Here is a 17,686-nt window from a genome sequence, read left to right as displayed (position 1 = left end):
ACCTCTACAGCGAGCCTTATCATGTCACGTGCATTTATCCTCCTGCTTGATTCCTTCGGCCTTGGCGCGACGCCGGACGCCGCCAAGTACGGCGATGCAGGCGCCAATACCTTTGGCCATATTGCCAGCACTGTCGCCAAAAGCGGCAAGACCTTGACACTGCCGACCATGGAGCGCCTGGGCCTGGGCGCCGCCGCCCACCTGGCCAGCGGCGAATGGGCCACCGGCTTCGAGCAGCGCGACGGTTTCACCGGCGCCTACGGCGCCGCGCGCGAACGCTCGACCGGCAAGGACACGCAAAGCGGTCACTGGGAAATCGCCGGCGTGCCGGTCGAATTCGACTGGGGATATTTCCCCCGCACCACGCCGTCGTTCCCGCAAGACCTGACCGACAAATTGAAGGCCATCTCGGGCGTGCCCGGCTTCCTCGGCGACTGCCACGCGTCCGGCACCGACATCATCAACAAGCATGGCGACGAACATGTCGCCACTGGCAAGCTGATCATCTACACCTCGGGCGACTCGGTGATGCAGATCGCCGCGCACGAAGCATCGTTCGGTCTCGAACGCCTTTACGACGTGTGCGAAATGGCCTTCAAACTGGTCGAGCCGTACAATATCGGCCGCGTGATCGCGCGCCCGTTTACCGGCAGCAACGGCAGCTACACGCGCACCAGCAACCGCCACGACTACGCCGTCCCGCCACCCGCGCCAACCTTGCTCGACCACGTGAAAAACGCCGGCGGCGAAGTGGTTGGACTGGGCAAGATCAGCGATATTTTCGCCACCCAGGGCATTTCGCGCGTGGTCAAGGGCGTCGACAATATGGCGCTGTTCGACGCGCTGCTCAAAACCGCCGATGAAGTGGGCGACAAGTCGCTGACGTTCGTGAACTTCGTCGACTTCGACCAGGCCTACGGCCACCGCCGCAATACCGAAGGCTATGCCGACGCGCTGCGCGAAATGGACGCGCGCCTGCCGGAATTCATGGCCAAGCTCAAACCGGGCGACCTGGTGGTGATCACCGCCGACCATGGCTGCGACCCGACCTGGCATGGTTCCGACCATACGCGCGAACATATCCCGATGATCTTCTTCGGCCCTGGCGTGGCGCCGCGCGCGCTCGGCATTTCCGAGAGCTTCTCCGATATCGGCCAGACCCTGGCCCATCACCTGGGCGTGGCGCCGCTGGCCAATGGCGTCAATGTGCTGTAAATCGTGAAGGCCGGGTAGGTCGGATTAGCCGAAGGCGTAATCCGACACCACCCCTGACGCATCAGAAAAAATAAAATACCACGGGAGTCACTCAATGTTTTTAACCCAGGAAATCATCCGCAAGAAGCGCGACAAGGGCGTGCTGAGCGCCGAGGAAATCGAGTTTTTCGTGCGCGGCATTACCGATGGCAGCGTCAGCGAAGGCCAGGTGGCCGCGCTGGGCATGGCGGTGTTCTTCAATGACATGAACATGGACGAGCGCGTGGCGTTTACCCTGGCCATGCGCGATTCGGGCCAGGTGCTGGACTGGCGCTCGCTGAACCTGCCCGGCCCCGTGGTCGACAAGCATTCGACCGGCGGCGTCGGCGACGTGGTGTCCTTGCTGCTGGGGCCGATGATCGCCGCTTGCGGCGGCTTCGTGCCGATGATCTCGGGCCGTGGCCTGGGGCACACCGGCGGCACGCTCGACAAATTCGACGCCATTCCCGGCTACTGCACCGTGCCGGACAACGAACTGTTCCGCAAGGTGGTGCAGGAGGTCGGCGTGGCCATCATCGGCCAGACGGCGCAGCTGGCGCCGGCCGACAAGCGCTTCTACAGCATTCGCGACGTCACCGCCACGGTGGAATCGGTGGCCATGATCACCGGCTCGATTCTGTCGAAAAAACTGTCGGCCGGCCTCGATGCGCTGGTGATGGACGTGAAAGTGGGCACTGGCGCCTTTATGCCGACCTACGACAAATCGGTGGAGCTGGCCGAGAGCATCGTCGCCGTCGGCAATGGCGCCGGCATGCAAACGTCCGCCATTTTGACGGACATGAACGAATCGCTGGCGCCGTACGCCGGCAATGCGCTGGAAGTGCGTGGCGCCATGGATTACCTGACGGGCCGCTCGCGCCCGGCGCGCCTGCATGAAGTGACGCTGGCGCTGTGCGCCGAAATGCTGGTGCTGGGCGGCCTGGCCGCCACCGACGAAGAGGCGCGCGCCCGGCTTGAAGCGGTACTCGCTTCGGGCGCGGCGGCCGAGCGCTTCGCGCGCATGGTGTCGGCCCTGGGCGGCCCGGCGGACCTGCTCGAAAATCCGGACCTGCACCTGGAGCGCGCGCCCTTCGTGGTGCCGGCGCCGGCCCTGTCGGCAGGCTTTGCCCATGTGCGCGATTGCCGCAGCATCGGCCTGGCCGTGGTGTCCCTGGGTGGTGGCCGCCGCCGTCCGACCGACGCGATCGACTTTGCCGTCGGCTTGAGCGAACTGGTCGGCCTGGGCGAGCAGGTTGCCGCCGGCCAGCCGCTGGCCATGGTGCACGCGCGCACGGAAGCGGCGGCGCGGCAGGCCGTCAAGGAAATCCAGGCGGCGTATGAAATCAGTGCGCTGGCCCTGACGCCCAAGCCGGTGATTTATCGTACCATTCGTCCGTAACAATCATAAGGAAACAATGAACAACGAAGAACTGATCGCCGAAGCCAACGCCGGCCGTGAACTGGCGTACGCGCCATATTCGCGTTTCAGGGTGGGCGCGGCGCTGCTGTGCAAGGATGGCCGCGTGTTTCGTGGCTGTAACGTGGAAAATGCCGCTTATGGCCTGTGCAACTGCGCCGAGCGCACGGCGTTTTTCAGCGCCATCGCGGCGGGCTGCAAGCCGGGCGATTTTGCCAAACTGGCCGTCACCGGCGACACGGCCCAGCCGATTTCGCCGTGCGGCGCCTGCCGCCAGGTGATGTTCGAACTGGGCGGCGCCGACCTGCCGGTGGTGCTGACCAACCTGAACAATGACATCATGGAAGTGACGGCCGGCTGGCTGCTGCCGCATGGTTTCGGCAGCTCCGACCTGGACATGAAATAAGCGCAAGTTGAACAAGACCATCGACATCCAGGCCGCCGTGGCGATCGCCGCGGCCGAAGCGCTGGCGGCCAAGACCGAGGGCACCTTCGGCGTCGGCGGGGTGCTGCTCGATGGCGCCGGCAATGTGCTGCAGTCGATGCACAACAAGGTGGTGCAGGGCGGCCTGGTGGCGGACCCCACCGCGCATGGCGAGCGCCAGCTGGTCGACTGGTATTTTGCGCAGGTATCGGCCGGCGCCGCCTTGCCGCCGCCGCAGGAACTCACCATCGTCACCTCGCTCGACCCCTGCTGCATGTGCACGGGCGCCATCCTGGCGGCCGGCTTTCATGTGGTGGTGGCCGCGCCCGATGGCAATGCGGGCATCAATTACGACAATCACGCCAGTTTCACGGCCTTGCCGGCGCCGCTGCGCGCCCAGGCGGCCAGCCGCTTTTGCTATCCCGCCGTGCGCGGCGCCACGCCGTATGCGCGCGCCGCATCGGGTGCGCGACCGAAATCCTTTTTTATCGGCAAGAGCATCAACGAGGCGACGCAGGCGCTGTGCACCCTGGTGTTCGAATCGATGGCCTCGCAGGTGATGCAGCTGCTGCATGACGGTGATGCCGGTCCGCTGTGCGATCCGGCCAGCTTGCCGCACGATCATGCGCTGGTGCGCGCCTTGCGCCAGCGCTATCCCGATGCCTTGACCTACCGCTGCGCGCCCCATGTTCCCGATGCCGGCCTGGCGCCCTTTCTACGCGCGGCGATGGAACAGGATCGCCGCAATGGCGGCGCGGGCGAGGCCGCCGCCTTGCTCGATTCCTTCGGCAACTTGCTGCTGTGCCTGCCGGGCCAGCAGTCGCAATCGCTTATCCGCACGCCGTTCATGGAATGCACGCGCCAGTATGCGCAGCTGCGCCATGCATTGATGATGGGAAAAGACAGCGCGCAGCAGGAAACCATCAAGCGCTACCTGGGCCACCCCAAGCACGGCACGTTCGTGTTGTCCGGCGGGCTGGACGGCAGCGCCGCCAGCTTCATGACCCTGGGCGCCTATGGTTCGACCATGGAAGGCGCGCTGCCGGAGAACAATCCGGCGCAGTTCCAGTATGTGCGCCCTGGCATGGCGCAAGATGCACTGCTGGCGCTGTGCCAGGCGCTGCCGCCGCTGTACAGCAAGCTGATCAAAATCGAGCCACGCCAGGTGGCCGATGCCGCCCTGATCGCGGCGCTCGCTTGAGCGCCGCTCGGTCAGGCATCCTCGTCCGGCAGATTTTTCAGTAAAAAGTCACGCACGTTTTCGCCGGCGATGCGGCGTATCTGCGCCGGCGACAGGCCCGCGTCCAGCAGCGCCTGCGTCAAGCGCGGCAGGCCGGCCGCATCGATGGCGGTGGTCACGGCGCCGTCGAAGTCCGAGCCGTAGGCCACATGCTCCACGCCCATCACCGCCACCGCATGCTTGATGGCGCGCGCGATGGCTTTTACGTCCTTGCCGCAGACGGCCGTGTTCCAGAAACCGATCCCCACCAGCCCGCCTTGCCCGGCGATGCGTTTCAACTGCGCGTCGCTGAGGTTGCGCCCGTTGGCGCAGGTGCCGCGCACGCCCGTGTGCGACACCATCACCGGGCGTTTCGCCAGGGTCAGCACCTCGTCGATGGTGGGGCCGGACGCATGGGCCAGGTCGACGATCATCTTGCGCTGTTCCATGGCGCGCAGCCAGTCGCGGCCCAGTGGCGTCAAGCCGCCCTTGAGCTTGCCGTGCTGCGAGCCGGACAATTCGGTATCGAAAAAATGCGTCGGTGCGGCCATGCGGTAGCCGGCGCGGTACAGGCTGTCAAGATTGTCGAGCTTGCCTTCGAGCGCGTGCGCGCCTTCCAGGGTCAGCCAGCCGGCCATCAGGCGCGGATCATTCTGGCGCGCGGCAATAAAGCTGCGCAGCTGGGCGCGGCTGCCGATCACGCGCATGCTGCCCTGGCTGGCGTCGGCCAGCTGGTGCAGTTCCCTGGCCTGGTACAGCGCGCGTGCCAGCAGGCTGTTCCAGGTGGCCGGCGGCAAGCCCTGCGCCATCACCAGCGCGGTGATGTTGTCGCTGTCGCCGTCGTTGCGGTCGATATTCATCTTGCGCGGCGTTTTGGTCACCACCGAAAACGCCTGCAGCGCCACATTGCCCTGCGCCAGGCGCGGAAAGTCCACATGGCCGCGTCCGCCGGCCTGGTTCAGGTCGCGCTGCCACAGCAGGCTGTCGGCATGCAGGTCGGCGATCCACAGGCTGCGGTGCAGGGCCAGCGCCTGCTTTGTTGGCGCCGGGGCGGTGACGCGATAGACCTGGTTGATTTGCTGGTCGACCAGCGCGGGAGTGGCCAGGAAACCACCGGCCAGCAGCAGGCCGGCGGCGGAAATGCTGATGATCATGGTTCTCCGTTTCACCACGGGTCGTAAGTGCCCAGGGTCCAGACATGGCCCTCGGGATCGCGGCAGGTAAAGCCACGCCCGCCGTATTCTTCATCCTTGATGTCGAGCACGATCTCGGCGCCGGCCTCAACCGCGCGCCGGTAGATGCTGTCGGCGTTCTCGACCACCAGGTAGCAGCTTTGCGTATTGGCGCCGTCGAGCTCGCGCGGCTGGCGCATCAGGCGGCCGTATTCGCTGTCGGTGACGGAGCCGAGCATGATCATGCCATTGCCGAAGCTGAGCTGGGCGTGGGCGATGCCGCCGTCGTTGTCGGGCACGACCAGCTGTTTTTCAAAGCCCAGCGCCTGGCACAGCCAGGCAATCGCGGCCGGCGCATCGTGGTAGCGCAGGCAGGGGATGGTGGTGGCCTTGGTGGCCTTTGCGGTGATGCTCATGGGAACACTCCTGTAACGGGGGATGGAGTAGCTTCGATCATGGATGGCGCGCGGCGTTCCATGCCGCTGCGCCTGCCACTATAAGCTACCCTTGTTACCCCGGCAAGAATGATTCCTTTGCATCTTATTGTGGCGGTTGCTGCTGCGTCGTTTTTTTCTCCCAGCCGAAGCCGCCACTGTTATTGGCCCATTTGACCAGCAGGAAGATCAGGAACAGGGTCAGCACCAGCGGCAGGATGGTGATGAACAGCGCCAGGCCGATGGCGCAGGCCAGCAGCATCGGCCAGGACATGGCGCCCAGCGCGTCGACGCCCTGGCGCACCAGGCCGCACAGGCCTTGCCAGAAACTGTCGAAGTTTGCGTTGCCCGGTGCCGAATTGATGTTTTTCATGCTGTTTCTCCTGTCGTTGTCGATTGCCGGTGGCCTGCTGCTGGCCTGGCGATGAATGCACTATAGCCATCGCTTTACTGACAAGCATCAAGCCTGCGACGAATGGCAGAATCGCCGGCATGAACGACGGCAGGACAGGATAGACGCTATTCGAAGACCTTCAGTTTCAGCTGGAAGCTCAGGGCGCCATACAGGCGGTCCTTGTACGACGGCACGATGGCGATATTGACGCCGACACGCTGGTATTCATAGCTGACGGTGGGTATCAGGGCCGGGAACCAGCCGCCGTCGCGCATTTTCGGGTAGCCATTGAAGCCGCCAATGACGGCGCCCACGCGCACCGGGCCGACATGGAAGGGCTGGTAATACACGCCGAGGTAATTCGAATAGGCGCGGTCGCTATTGTAGAAGCGGCCCGCCGTGGCCGACGCCACGGTGGAAAAACGGTATTCGGCGCCCAGGCCCGGATTGCCGTCGTTCAGGTTCTTGTCGCGCTGGAAATGGTAGGAGTAAAAGCCCGCGTTGAGCCAGGTTTCGCTCAAGGGCTGGTTCTCTATCAGGCCTGCGCTCTGCGCTTGCGCGGCCGACGCCGCGGCCATGGCGAGCAAGACTGCGCAGGCTGCCTGGCGCAGCGATGGTAACTGTTTCATTGCTGTCCTCTGTCTATATCGAGCGCGCCATGCTATCACTGGAATATTGTTCCTTGGGAATTTCATTGAAGGCAGCGAACAGCGGCGTTACTGTCCCATGCCGTGAAATAGTTGCACAGTAGAAAATAATTGTTGTTTATTTAGTACAGCTAATCTATTTTTGAGACAGGTAAAAAGACGTAAATATGATATCCTGTAGGTAAGTTAATGTTAATTTTGGAAATAAAATGAAAACCCTGTCGAAAGTGCCAGCGCTGCTGATCTTGTCCACTGCAATGGCCGCTGGCGCCGCCCAGGCTGACGTGCTCGACCTGACCGGCCTGGTGGGCAAGGCGAACCTTTACTCACTGAGCAATATCATCATTGGAAAAGACAACAGCTTTGCCGGTGGTATTGCGGCGGCGCGTGATATTTCCGCCAGTTCGTTCAGAATCGGCAGTGGCGCCTACGGCAATTACTCCGTGATCGCCGGTGGCAATTTCAGCTACTCCAATGCCTCTCTGGCTGGCGGCTATTACGCTGGCGGCATCACCACCATTGCCGGCAATACCAATGTGGCCGCGACGCCGCCATCGGCAGCGCCCGCAATGTCGTTTGCCACCACCTCGAGCAATGTCAGCGCCACCTCCAGCGCCATCGGCGCCCTGGCTGCGACTGGCAAAGCCACGCCCGATCAATGGGCGCCACGGGCGGTAACGCTGTCGAGTGGCGCTGGCGGCGCCAAATCGGTGGAGGTATTCAATATGAAATCCAGCGATTTCGGCATGATCAACAACCTGCAGTCCACGCTCGACAGCAGCGTGACCAAGACCGTGATCTTCAATCTGACCGGCAATGCCAACTGGGGCAACATGGGCATGTATGCCCTCAATGGCTACAACGTGCTGTTCAACTTTGTCGACGCCACCAGCGTGAACTTCAGCAGCATCGACGTGCTCGGCAGCGTGCTGGCGCCGAACGCAGTAATCGGCGGCTCGAGCGGCAATATCCGCGGTACCGTGGTCGCTGGCGACTGGAACGCCAACCTGACGCTGGACAATAGCAAAGCGTTTGCCGCCACTGGCGTGGCCGGTTTCGCGGCCGCCGTCTCGCCGGTGCCGGAGCCAGGCACCTGGGCCATGCTGCTGGCCGGCCTGGGCCTGGTCGGCTTCACCGCGCGCCGCCGCAAGAACAAGGCCGCAGCGTAAGCCTGCGCCGCCTGCTTTGCAAACCGCCCTCAGGGCGGTTTTTTTTCGCCGGTCGAGTTCACTGTCGCCGGCATGGCCACGGCCGCCAGCACCATCTGCGTGATCAGCTGTTCGGCCTCGTCGAAGTCGCGGCGCAGCAGCTGCTTGCGCTCGAGCACCAGCGCCATCTGCGCCGAAAAATCAGCATACGACTGCGTCATGGCCCAGATGGTAAACATCAGGTGGGTGGCGTTGACGGGCGCGATCTTGCCGGCGTCTATCCACTGCTCGAACACGGCGATATCCTTGCGCAGCAGCGGCACCACTCTTGCCCGTATCTGCTCGCCGTACAGCGGCGCGCCATTGATCACCTCCAGCGCATAGACGCGCGAGGCCCACGGCTGCTCGCGCGAAAAGCGCAGCTTGGCGCTGATATACGCGCGCAGCACGTCGCGCGGTTCGTCATCGGGATGGGCCAGCAGGTCCATGCGCGCCAGCCAGTCGTCGAGCACATCGTCGAGCACGCGCTGGTACAGCTGCTGCTTGGTGGGAAAGTAGTACATCAGGTTCTGCTTCGACAGCCCGGCCCGTTCGGCGATGGTGGCGATCGAGGCGCCTTCGTAGCCGCTGTCGGCGAACACGCGCACGGCCTGCCGCAGGATATCGCTTTCGAGCCGGTCGCGGTTCTGCATGCGCCGTCCGCTGGCGCTTTTCAGCGGCAGGACGGGGGATTTCTCGCTGGCCATGAGCATGCCTTTCAGCGTGGACGTATCGATTGCAGGAATGCCTGCAGCAGCGGGTGATCGGTGTAGGCGACGTTGAAGCGGAACCACACGGTTTCCGGCGCGCGCAGCATGAAAAACTCGTTCGGCGACAGCAGGATGCCGGCCCTCAGCGCCTGGTCGGCCACCAGCTTGCCGTTCCATTGCCGCGTTTGCACGTCGGGCCAGCCGGCGCTGACGAACATGCCGCCGCGCGGACGCGCCACCGGCGCCATGCCGGCCTGCGCCAGGCAGTCGATGCTGCGCTCGCGCCCGGCGTCGAGCTGCGCCACCAGGCGTTCGATCATGCGCCTGTAGGGCCTTGCCGACACCGCATGCAGCACGGCGCGTTCGTTGATTTCAGAGGTGGTCAGGCCGGCCAGCATTTTCACGCGCACCAGTTCGGCCACCAGCGAGGGCGAGGCGCAGATCGAGCCCACGCGCAGCACCGGCGACAGGGTCTTGGAAAAACTGCCGACGCGGATCACGCGGCGCAAGCCGTCCATGGCCGCCAGCGACGCCTCGCCCCGTGCGGCCAGTTCGCGGTAGATATCGTCTTCCACCAGCCAGAAATCGAACTGCTCGGCCAGCGCCAGCAGCCGGTGCGCCTGCGCCTGGGTCAGCGAGGTGCCGAGCGGGTTTTGCAGCACCGTGTTGACGAACATGATCTTCGGCTGCGTGCGTGCGGCGACTTCCGCCAGCGCATCGAGGTCGAGCCCCGCTTCGCCGCGCGCAATGCCGACCGGGATGCAGCCGTGGTGGCGTATCAGCGAGTGCAGATTGCTGTAGCCGGGGTCTTCCACCAGCACCGTGTCGCCCGGCTTGGTCAGGCTGCGAAGGATCAAATCAAAGCCATGGGTGGCGCCGTGGGTGAGCAGCACCTGGTCGGGCTCGACCTGGAACAGCTCGTCGGACAGGGTAGTGGCCAGATGCTGGCGCAGCGAGGCAAAACCGAGCGGATGGCCATAGCCGCGCAGGCGGCTGGCCGGGATGCGCATGGCCTGGCGCACGGCGTCGAGGATGGTCGCTTCGCCATACATTTCGGGCGGCAGCCAGCCGGCGCCCACCGGCAGCGCGTCGGACACGCCCGAATACAGGTCGGGCGTGAGGGCGTCGATGGCGCTCGGGCTGGCGCTGGCGTGGGCCGCCGCTGGCGGCGCTTCGGCCACATCGTGGCGCGCGACAAAATAGCCGGAGCCGCGCCGCGACGACAGCAGCCCCAGGTTGACCAGCCGGTCATACGATTCGACCACCGTGAAGGTCGAGACGCCATTGCATTTGGCAAACTGCCGTACCGACGGCATGCGCGTGCCGATGCGCAGCGCGCGGCTGCCCACCATCACGCTGATGGCGATCACGATCTGCTCGACCAGCCCGCCTTTCTTGTGGCGGCCGATTTCCAGCACCGGCCAGCCGCTGCCCGCTTCCGGCGCAGTGTCCTGCGCCTCGTTCGCGTCTTCGCTTGCGTTGTGCTTCAACGGTGGCTCCTTATGCTGCCTGCACAAAACTGTAGTGGTTTTATGACCTGTACGGTTGGGGTTTTTTGCCGTTTGTGTATCTGTGCTTATCGGTGATGGCCTGCCTATTATTACATCAGCTTTTTGCCAACTGGTAAATAATTTTACGCACCGTCAAAAACAATGTTTGACGGCATGTCAGCATTCCTGGGAGAAATTCATGAGCGAGTTCAGCCACACTGCAAGGCCGGAATCGATGTCGGCATTCTGGATGCCATTTACCAATAACCGCGACTTCAAGGCCAATCCGCGCCTGCTGGTGTCGGCCGAAGGCATGCATTACAAGGATGTCGACGGCAACAGCATTCTCGACGGCACGGCCGGCCTGTGGTGCGTGCCTTGCGGCCATGCGCAGCCGAAGATCGTCGGCGCCATCCGCGACATGGTGGGCCAGCTCGACTTCGCGCCCACCTTCCAGATGGGCCATCCGGCCGCGTTTGAACTGGCCGAAAAACTGATGGACTACACGGGCCATAAATTCGGTCACGTCTTCTACACCAACTCCGGTTCCGAAGCGGTCGACACGGCGCTGAAAATTGCGCTGGCCTATCACAAGGCGCGCGGCGAGGGCGGCCGCACGCGCCTGATCGGCCGCGAGCGCGGCTATCACGGCGTGGGCTTCGGCGGCATCTCGGTGGGCGGCATCGCCGGCAACCGCAAGACCTTCGGCCCCATGCTGCCCGGCGTCGACCATCTGCCGCACACCCACAACCTGGAAAAAAACGCCTACACACGGGGCGAACCCGAATACGGCACCCACCTGGCCGATGAACTCGAACGCATCGTCGCCCTGCATGACGCGTCCACCATTGCCGCCGTCATCGTCGAACCGGTGGCCGGCTCCACCGGCGTGCTGATTCCGCCCAAGGGTTATCTGAAGCGCCTGCGCGAACTGTGCACCAAACATGGCATCCTCCTGATTTTCGACGAAGTGATCACCGGCTTTGGCCGCATGACGACGCCGTTCGCGGCCGACTATTACGAGGTTGAACCGGACCTGATGACCACCGCCAAGGGCCTGACCAACGGCATGGTGCCGATGGGCGCCGTGTTCAGCAAAAAACATATCCACGACGCCTTCATGGACGCGCCACCCGGCATCGAACTGTTCCACGGCTACACCTATTCCGGGCATCCGCTGGCCTGCGCCGCCTCGCTGGCGACCTTGCAGGTGTTCGAGGAACAGGACATCCTCGGCCACGCAAAAAGCATGCAGGCGTACTGGGAAGATGCGGTCCACTCCTTGAAGGGGCTGCCGCACGTGATCGACCTGCGCAGCATCGGCCTGATCGCCGGCATCGAGCTCGACCCCATCGCCGGCAAGCCCGGCACGCGCGCCTTTGGCGCCTTCAAGCAGGCCTTTGCCGACGGCGTACTGATACGCACCACCGGCGACATCATCGCCCTGTCGCCGCCGCTGGTGCTGGAGAAACAGCATATCGACGAGCTGTTCGGCAAGCTGGCCACTGTCCTCAAACATCTCGACTAGGAACATCATGAACGATCTCGACACCATCACCCATTACATCAACGGCGCCAAGGTCGACAACACCAGCGGCCGCTATGGCGACGTGTATAACCCCGCCCTGGGCGAACCGGTGGCCCGCGTTGCGCTGGGCACGGCGGAAGACGTCGACACTGCCGTGCAGGCGGCCGCCGCCGCCTTTCCCTCGTGGTCGGCCACGCCACCGTTGACGCGCGCCAGGGTGCTGTTTCGCTACCTGCAGCTGTGCCAGCAGCACACCGATGAATTTGCCGCCATGCTCACGCGCGAACACGGCAAGACCTTTGCCGACGCCCAGGGCGAAGTCGCGCGCGGCATCGAGATGGTGGAATTCGCCGTCGGCATACCGCAGCTGCTGAAAGGCGAATTCACGGACCAGATTTCGCGCGGCATCGACGCCTGGTCGATGCGCCAGGCGCTCGGCGTGGTGGCCGGCATCACGCCGTTCAACTTTCCTGTCATGGTGCCGATGTGGATGTTCCCGGTGGCGATTGCCTGCGGCAATACCTTTGTTTTAAAGCCGTCCGAGCGCGATCCGTCGGCGTCCCTGCTGCATGCGAAACTGCTGAAAGACGCGGGCCTGCCCGACGGCGTGTTCAACGTGGTGCAGGGCGATAAAGTCACGGTCGACGCCCTGCTCGACCACCCGGTGGTGCAGGCGATCAGCTTTGTCGGTTCGACCCCGATCGCCGAATACATCTATGCGCGCGGCAGCGCCAGCGGCAAGCGCGTCCAGGCCCTGGGCGGTGCGAAGAACCATATGGTGGTGATGCCGGACGCCGACATGGACATGACGGTCGACGCGCTGATCGGCGCGGCCTACGGTTCGGCCGGCGAGCGCTGCATGGCCATTTCGGTGGTGGTGGCGGTGGGCGACGCGGGCGACAAATTGATCACTGCACTGGCAACGCGCACGGCCGCACTGAAAGTGCGCGACGGCATGGAGCATGGTGCGGAAATGGGGCCGGTGGTCTCGCTGGCGGCCAAGCAGCGCATCGAAAAACTGATCGCTTCGGGCGTGGAGCAGGGCGCAACATTGGTGGTCGATGGCCGCAACCATGTGGTGCTGGGGCGCGAGAACGGCTTCTTTGTCGGCGGCACATTGTTTGACCACGTCACGCCCGACATGAGCATCTACAAGGAAGAGATTTTCGGTCCCGTGCTGTGCATGCTGCGCGCGCCCGACGTGGTGCATGCGGTAGAGCTCATCAACGCCAACGAATACGGCAACGGCGTGGCGATCTATACGCGCGACGGCGGCGTGGCGCGCGAATTCGTGCGCCAGATCCAGGTCGGCATGGTGGGCGTCAACATCCCGCTGCCGGTGCCGATGGCCTTCAACAGTTTCGGCGGCTGGAAGCGCAGCATGTTCGGCGACCACCATGCTTATGGCCCCGAAGGCGTGCGCTTCTACACGCGCCACAAGGCCGTGATGCAGCGCTGGCCCAATACCGCCAGCGCTGGTGTGGAATTTGCTTTTCCCCAGATGAAGTAAACGCGTCAACTCCACCATTCACCGTAGCGTACAAGAGGAAAGCGTGATGATCGAATCGTTGAATTATTTGCCGCATGCGGCCTTGCCCAGTGCCGAACTGGCGGGCCACTTCACCGACCTGGCGCCGCCGCTGACGGCGCGCCAGGCCGCCATCGAAAGCGCGCGCTGCCTGTATTGCTACGATGCGCCGTGCAGCCGCATCTGCCCGTCGGAGATCGACGTGGCCAGCTTTATCCGCAATATCCACGACAAGAACATCAACGGCGCGGCGGCCGGCATCCTGAAAAGCAATATCCTCGGCGGCAGCTGCGCCCGCGTCTGCCCGACCGAAATCCTGTGCGAAGACGTCTGCGTGCGCAACCACGACGCCGAAGGCCAGCCCGTGAAAATCGGCCTGCTGCAGCGCTACGCGGTCGACCATATGCAATTCGCCAGCCATCCGTTCAAGCGCGCGGCATCCACCGGCAAGACTGTCGCCATCGTCGGCGCCGGGCCGGCCGGCCTGTCGTGCGCGCACCGCCTGGCCATGCTGGGCCACGACGTGGTGATCTTTGAAAAAGAAGGCAAGGCCGGCGGCCTGAATGAATACGGCATCGCCAAATACAAGCTGACCGACAACTTCGCGCAGAAGGAAGTGGAATTTTTGCTCGGCATCGGCGGCATTACCATCCGATGGTGCCAGATGCTGGGCGACAATGTGCAGCTGCGCGAGCTGCATGCGCAGTACGACGCCGTATTCCTGGGCCTGGGCCTGGGCGCCAGCCGCCAGCTGGGATTGACGGGCGAAGAGGCGCCGGGCCTGCTGGCGGCGGTCGACTATATCAGCGCGCTGCGCCAGGCCAACGACCTGGCCGCGCTGCCGGTGCCCAAACGCGCCATCGTGATTGGCGCCGGCAATACGGCGATCGACATGGCGGTGCAGATCCAGCGCCTGGGCGCCGGGGAGGTCACCCTGGTGTACCGCCGCGGTTTCGACGCCATGACGGCCACCCATCATGAACAGGAGATCGCCAAGGCCAACCAGGTACGCATGCTGACCTGGGCCCAGCCGCAGCAGGTGCTGTTGAATGGCGAGGGCAAGGTGGCCGGCATGCGCTTTGAAAAAACCCGCATGGAAGGCACGCGCTTGACGGGCACCGGCGAAACGTTTGACGTGGCGGCCGACGCCATCTTCAAGGCCATCGGCCAGAGTCTCGATACGCAGGTGCTGAACGACCCGATGGCGGCGCTGCTACGGCGCGATGGCGACAAGATCGCCGTCGATGCGGGCTTTCGCACCGTGCTGCCGGGCATCTATGCGGGCGGCGACTGCGTGGCGCCGGGGCAGGACCTGACGGTGCAAGCCGTGCAGCATGGCAAGCTGGCCGCACTGGCCATCCATGCCGATTTGCTCAACAAAGTGGAGGCTGCATAATGGCCGATCTCAGCATCGAATTTTGCGGCATCAAGGCGCCGAACCCTTTCTGGCTGGCCTCCGCGCCACCGACCGACAAGGCCTACAACGTGGTGCGCGCGTTTGAAGCGGGGTGGGGCGGCGTGGTATGGAAAACCCTCGGCGAAGACCCGGCCGCCGTCAACGTCTCGTCGCGCTATTCCGCTCTGTATGGCAAGAACCGCGAGGTGGTCGGCTTCAACAATATCGAACTCATTACCGACCGCTCCCTGGAAATCAACCTGCGCGAAATCACCCAGGTGAAAAAGGACTGGCCCGACCGCGCCATGATCGTTTCGCTGATGCTGCCCTGCGAAGAGCACTACTGGGCCGACATTTTGCCGAAAGTGGAAGCGACCGGCGCGGACGGCATCGAGCTCAATTTCGGCTGCCCGCACGGCATGCCCGAGCGCGGCATGGGCGCGGCCGTCGGCCAGGTGCCCGAGTACGTGCAGATGGTCACTGGCTGGTGCAAGAAGCACAGCAAATTACCGGTGATCGTCAAGCTCACGCCCAATATCACCGACGTGCGCATGCCGGCGCGCGCGGCCAAGGCCGGTGGCGCCGATGCGGTCTCCCTGATCAACACCATCAACTCGATCACCTCGCTGGACCTGGACCGCATGGTGGCCCTGCCCATCGTCGGCGGCGCAAGCACCCATGGCGGCTATTGCGGCGCGGCCGTGAAGCCGATCGCGCTCAATATGGTGGCCGAAATCGCCCGCGATCCGCTCACGCACGGCCTGCCGATTTCCGGCATCGGCGGCATCGGCAACTGGCGCGATGCGGCGGAATTTTTGGCCCTGGGCGCCGGCTGCGTGCAGGTCTGCACGGCCGCCATGCTGCATGGTTTTCGCATCGTCGACGAGATGAAGGATGGCCTGTCGCGCTGGATGGACGAAAAGGGTTATGAACGCATCAGCGACTTTTCCGGCAAGGCCGTGGCCAACACGACCGACTGGAAATACCTGGACATGAACTACCAGGTGATCGCGCAGATCAACCAGGACGACTGCATCAAATGCGGCAAGTGCTATGTGGCCTGCGAAGACACCTCGCACCAGTCGATCGCGCAGCTGATCGACGCGGCCGGCACGCGCACCTACGAGGTGATCAAGGAAGAATGCGTGGGCTGCAATCTGTGCGAAATCACCTGTCCGGTGCAGGGCTGCATCACCATGGTGCCGCAGACCACGGGCAAGCCCTATATGAACTGGACGCAGGACCCCAGGAATCCCGGAGCGGTGCTGGAAACGGTATAAATAGTAGGGCACGTTTTTTGCGTATGTTTATTTGATAAACATTCACTGGCAATTGCGGTAAGCTCGATTTTTACCGCAATTTCCTTTCCCTTTCCCGTATCCGCTACCGATGGAGTCTACCCTGTGAACCACGATTATTCAGGCAACACGCAGCTATGGAATGAAGACCTGGCGCCCACCACGGCGGCCCAGCGTACCTGGCGCTGGTATCACTTCGCCGCGCTGTGGGTCGGCATGGTGATGTGCATCCCCGCCTACACCCTGTCGGCCAGTCTGATCGACAGCGGCATGTCCGGCTACCAGGCGGTGCTGACGGTCTTTCTGGCCAACGCCATCGTGCTGCTGCCGATGCTCCTGATCGGCCATGCCGGCACCAAATACGGCATCCCGTATGCGGTGCTGGCGCGGTCCTCGTTCGGCACCAGCGGCGCGCGGCTGCCGGCGCTGATGCGCGCGATTGTCGCCTGCGGCTGGTACGGCATCCAGACCTGGTTCGGCGGCCAGATGATCTATACCCTGATGGGCGTGCTGGTCGGCCATGAGCTGGGCGGCGAGAAGATCGCCGGCCTGGGCATCAACGGCAGCCAGCTGCTGTGCTTTCTGGCGTTCTGGGCCATCCAGTTCTATTACATCCTGCACGGCATGGAGGCGATCCGCAAACTGGAAACCTACACCGCGCCCTTGAAAATCCTGATCTGCTTCGTGCTGCTGTACTGGGTGCACAGCAAGGCCGGCGGCGTGGGCAGCCTGCTCGACCAGCCATCGCAATTCATCGAAGGCGGCAAGAAGGCCGGCCAGTTCTGGGTGGTCTTCTGGCCATCCTTGACGGCCATGGTGGGCTTCTGGGCCACGCTGGCGCTGAACATCCCCGACTTCACGCGTTTTGCCAAGACCCAGCGCGACCAGATCATCGGCCAGTCGGTCGGCCTGCCGGTGCCGATGGGCCTTTTGGCCATGCTGGCCGTGATCGTCACGGCTGGTTCCGTCGTCATGTACGGCAAGGCCATCTGGGACCCGGTCGACCTGGCCAGCCGCATGACGGGCGCCGCCGTGCTGATCGCGCTGATCATTCTCCTGATCGACACCGTCAGCGTCAACCTGGCCGCCAACCTGGTCGGCCCTGCCTATGACTTTTCTTCGCTGGCGCCCAAGCAAGTGTCGTACAAGATGGGCGGCTATATCACCGCCTTTATCGCCATCGTCATGATGCCGTGGAAGGTGCTCGAATCGACCCAGGGCTATATCTTCACCTGGCTGATCGGCTACTCGGCGCTGCTGGGCCCCATCGCCGGCATCCTGATCGTCGACTACTATTTCGTGCGCAAGACCGAACTCGACGTGAAGCAGCTGTACCGCGACGATGGTGTCTACTCGTACGGCAATGGCTGGAACATGGCCGCGCTGGTGGCCTTTGTGATCGCCGTGCTGCCGAATATTCCGGGCTTTTTGAACGCCGCTTTCCCCACCGCGTTTCCTGGCGTGGGCGAAACATTCAAGACCATTTATACCTACGCCTGGTTTGTCGGCGTGGCGATTGCCGCCGTGGTCTACGGCGTCATGATGAAGGGCAAGTCGCCAGTGCGCGTGCAGCAGGCGCCGCTGGCCTGATCGGTTCCACCTTGGAGGA

At 63.6% G+C, this 17,686-nt stretch carries 16 protein-coding genes; 10 read left to right on the top strand and 6 right to left on the bottom strand.

Annotated elements, in window-relative coordinates; genetic code table 11:
- Positions 1-21: 21 nt before the first annotated feature.
- The 4 genes from ASR47_RS08870 to ASR47_RS08855 all read left to right on the top strand — a co-directional run bounded on the left by ASR47_RS08870 (position 22) and on the right by ASR47_RS08855 (position 4,275).
- On the top strand, positions 22-1,215 hold the full coding sequence (locus tag ASR47_RS08870; RefSeq protein ID WP_065307405.1) for a phosphopentomutase: 1,194 nt from the start codon (positions 22-24) through the stop codon (positions 1,213-1,215).
- Positions 1,216-1,309: 94 nt separating this feature from the next.
- Positions 1,310-2,632 (top strand): thymidine phosphorylase, encoded by a 1,323-nt coding sequence (gene deoA / locus ASR47_RS08865; protein ID WP_065307404.1) that lies wholly within the window; start codon positions 1,310-1,312, stop codon positions 2,630-2,632.
- The gene (locus ASR47_RS08860) at positions 2,613-3,056 is read left to right on the top strand and encodes a cytidine deaminase (protein WP_281218433.1); all 444 of its coding nucleotides are present in this window, start codon (positions 2,613-2,615) and stop codon (positions 3,054-3,056) included. Before deoA ends, ASR47_RS08860 begins: the two co-directional genes overlap by 20 nt.
- Before the next feature lie 7 nt (positions 3,057-3,063).
- Positions 3,064-4,275 (top strand): nucleoside deaminase, encoded by a 1,212-nt coding sequence (locus ASR47_RS08855; protein WP_065307402.1) that lies wholly within the window; start codon positions 3,064-3,066, stop codon positions 4,273-4,275.
- Between the two features lie 11 nt (positions 4,276-4,286).
- Here ASR47_RS08855 and ASR47_RS08850 read toward each other — a convergent pair whose 3' ends face one another.
- The 4 genes from ASR47_RS08850 to ASR47_RS08835 form a co-directional block, all read right to left on the bottom strand.
- Positions 4,287-5,447 carry a dipeptidase gene (locus ASR47_RS08850; RefSeq protein ID WP_065307401.1) on the bottom strand — a complete coding sequence of 387 codons (1,161 nt, stop codon included), beginning with the start codon at positions 5,445-5,447 and terminating at the stop codon, positions 4,287-4,289.
- An 11-nt stretch (positions 5,448-5,458) separates the two neighbouring features.
- On the bottom strand, positions 5,459-5,881 hold the full coding sequence (locus tag ASR47_RS08845; protein WP_065307400.1) for a VOC family protein: 423 nt from the start codon (positions 5,879-5,881) through the stop codon (positions 5,459-5,461).
- Between the two features lie 124 nt (positions 5,882-6,005).
- Positions 6,006-6,272, bottom strand: coding sequence for a hypothetical protein (locus tag ASR47_RS08840; protein ID WP_065307399.1), 267 nt, complete (start codon positions 6,270-6,272; stop codon positions 6,006-6,008).
- A gap of 146 nt (positions 6,273-6,418) precedes the next feature.
- Positions 6,419-6,922, bottom strand: coding sequence for a hypothetical protein (locus ASR47_RS08835; protein WP_245714300.1), 504 nt, complete (start codon positions 6,920-6,922; stop codon positions 6,419-6,421).
- 227 nt (positions 6,923-7,149) lie between these two features.
- Between ASR47_RS08835 and ASR47_RS08830 the strand changes: the two genes are divergently transcribed.
- Entirely contained in the window at positions 7,150-8,109 is a 960-nt protein-coding gene (locus ASR47_RS08830) for a collagen-binding domain-containing protein (RefSeq protein ID WP_065307398.1), read from the top strand.
- 29 nt (positions 8,110-8,138) lie between these two features.
- Here the strand turns inward: ASR47_RS08830 and ASR47_RS08825 are convergent, their stop codons facing one another.
- On the bottom strand, positions 8,139-8,834 hold the full coding sequence (locus ASR47_RS08825) for a TetR/AcrR family transcriptional regulator (RefSeq protein WP_065307397.1): 696 nt from the start codon (positions 8,832-8,834) through the stop codon (positions 8,139-8,141).
- A gap of 11 nt (positions 8,835-8,845) precedes the next feature.
- Positions 8,846-10,327: an aminotransferase-like domain-containing protein gene (locus ASR47_RS08820; RefSeq protein WP_065307396.1), complete on the bottom strand. Its 1,482-nt coding sequence runs from the start codon at positions 10,325-10,327 to the stop codon at positions 8,846-8,848.
- A gap of 199 nt (positions 10,328-10,526) precedes the next feature.
- Here ASR47_RS08820 and aptA point away from each other — a divergent pair, with 199 nt between their 5' ends.
- The 5 genes from aptA (at position 10,527) to ASR47_RS08795 (ending at position 17,667) form a co-directional block, all read left to right on the top strand.
- The gene (gene aptA / locus ASR47_RS08815; protein ID WP_082988824.1) at positions 10,527-11,855 is read left to right on the top strand and encodes an omega-aminotransferase AptA; all 1,329 of its coding nucleotides are present in this window, start codon (positions 10,527-10,529) and stop codon (positions 11,853-11,855) included.
- 7 nt (positions 11,856-11,862) lie between these two features.
- A complete protein-coding gene (locus ASR47_RS08810; protein WP_065307394.1) occupies positions 11,863-13,365 on the top strand; it encodes a CoA-acylating methylmalonate-semialdehyde dehydrogenase in 1,503 nt (500 codons plus the stop codon).
- Between the two features lie 46 nt (positions 13,366-13,411).
- Positions 13,412-14,779: an NAD(P)-dependent oxidoreductase gene (locus ASR47_RS08805; RefSeq protein WP_065307393.1), complete on the top strand. Its 1,368-nt coding sequence runs from the start codon at positions 13,412-13,414 to the stop codon at positions 14,777-14,779.
- Positions 14,779-16,059 (top strand): NAD-dependent dihydropyrimidine dehydrogenase subunit PreA, encoded by a 1,281-nt coding sequence (gene preA, locus ASR47_RS08800; RefSeq protein WP_065307392.1) that lies wholly within the window; start codon positions 14,779-14,781, stop codon positions 16,057-16,059. The genes ASR47_RS08805 and preA overlap by 1 nt, the downstream gene beginning before the upstream one ends.
- 123 nt (positions 16,060-16,182) lie before the next feature.
- The gene (locus ASR47_RS08795; protein ID WP_065307391.1) at positions 16,183-17,667 is read left to right on the top strand and encodes an NCS1 family nucleobase:cation symporter-1; all 1,485 of its coding nucleotides are present in this window, start codon (positions 16,183-16,185) and stop codon (positions 17,665-17,667) included.
- Positions 17,668-17,686: the final 19 nt, after the last annotated feature.

This window comes from Janthinobacterium psychrotolerans, from assembly GCF_001677885.1.
Classification (GTDB): domain Bacteria; phylum Pseudomonadota; class Gammaproteobacteria; order Burkholderiales; family Burkholderiaceae_D; genus Janthinobacterium; species Janthinobacterium psychrotolerans.
The sequence above is the reverse complement of the archived record's forward strand: the minus strand, read 5'-3'. Positions and strand labels throughout refer to the sequence as shown.

What these genes read in the sequence shown, in the direction of transcription:
- ASR47_RS08870 (WP_065307405.1), top strand. Translation starts at nt 22, where the DNA reads ATGTCACGTGCATTTATCCTCCTGCTTGATTCCTTCGGCCTTGGCGCG.
- ASR47_RS08825 (WP_065307397.1), bottom strand. Translation starts at nt 8,834, where the DNA reads ATGGCCAGCGAGAAATCCCCCGTCCTGCCGCTGAAAAGCGCCAGCGGA.
- preA (WP_065307392.1), top strand. Translation starts at nt 14,779, where the DNA reads ATGGCCGATCTCAGCATCGAATTTTGCGGCATCAAGGCGCCGAACCCT.
- ASR47_RS08830 (WP_065307398.1), top strand. Translation starts at nt 7,150, where the DNA reads ATGAAAACCCTGTCGAAAGTGCCAGCGCTGCTGATCTTGTCCACTGCA.
- ASR47_RS08805 (WP_065307393.1), top strand. Translation starts at nt 13,412, where the DNA reads ATGATCGAATCGTTGAATTATTTGCCGCATGCGGCCTTGCCCAGTGCC.
- ASR47_RS08850 (WP_065307401.1), bottom strand. Translation starts at nt 5,447, where the DNA reads ATGATCATCAGCATTTCCGCCGCCGGCCTGCTGCTGGCCGGTGGTTTC.
- ASR47_RS08845 (WP_065307400.1), bottom strand. Translation starts at nt 5,881, where the DNA reads ATGAGCATCACCGCAAAGGCCACCAAGGCCACCACCATCCCCTGCCTG.
- ASR47_RS08840 (WP_065307399.1), bottom strand. Translation starts at nt 6,272, where the DNA reads ATGAAAAACATCAATTCGGCACCGGGCAACGCAAACTTCGACAGTTTC.
- deoA (WP_065307404.1), top strand. Translation starts at nt 1,310, where the DNA reads ATGTTTTTAACCCAGGAAATCATCCGCAAGAAGCGCGACAAGGGCGTG.
- ASR47_RS08835 (WP_245714300.1), bottom strand. Translation starts at nt 6,922, where the DNA reads ATGAAACAGTTACCATCGCTGCGCCAGGCAGCCTGCGCAGTCTTGCTC.
- aptA (WP_082988824.1), top strand. Translation starts at nt 10,527, where the DNA reads ATGAGCGAGTTCAGCCACACTGCAAGGCCGGAATCGATGTCGGCATTC.
- ASR47_RS08810 (WP_065307394.1), top strand. Translation starts at nt 11,863, where the DNA reads ATGAACGATCTCGACACCATCACCCATTACATCAACGGCGCCAAGGTC.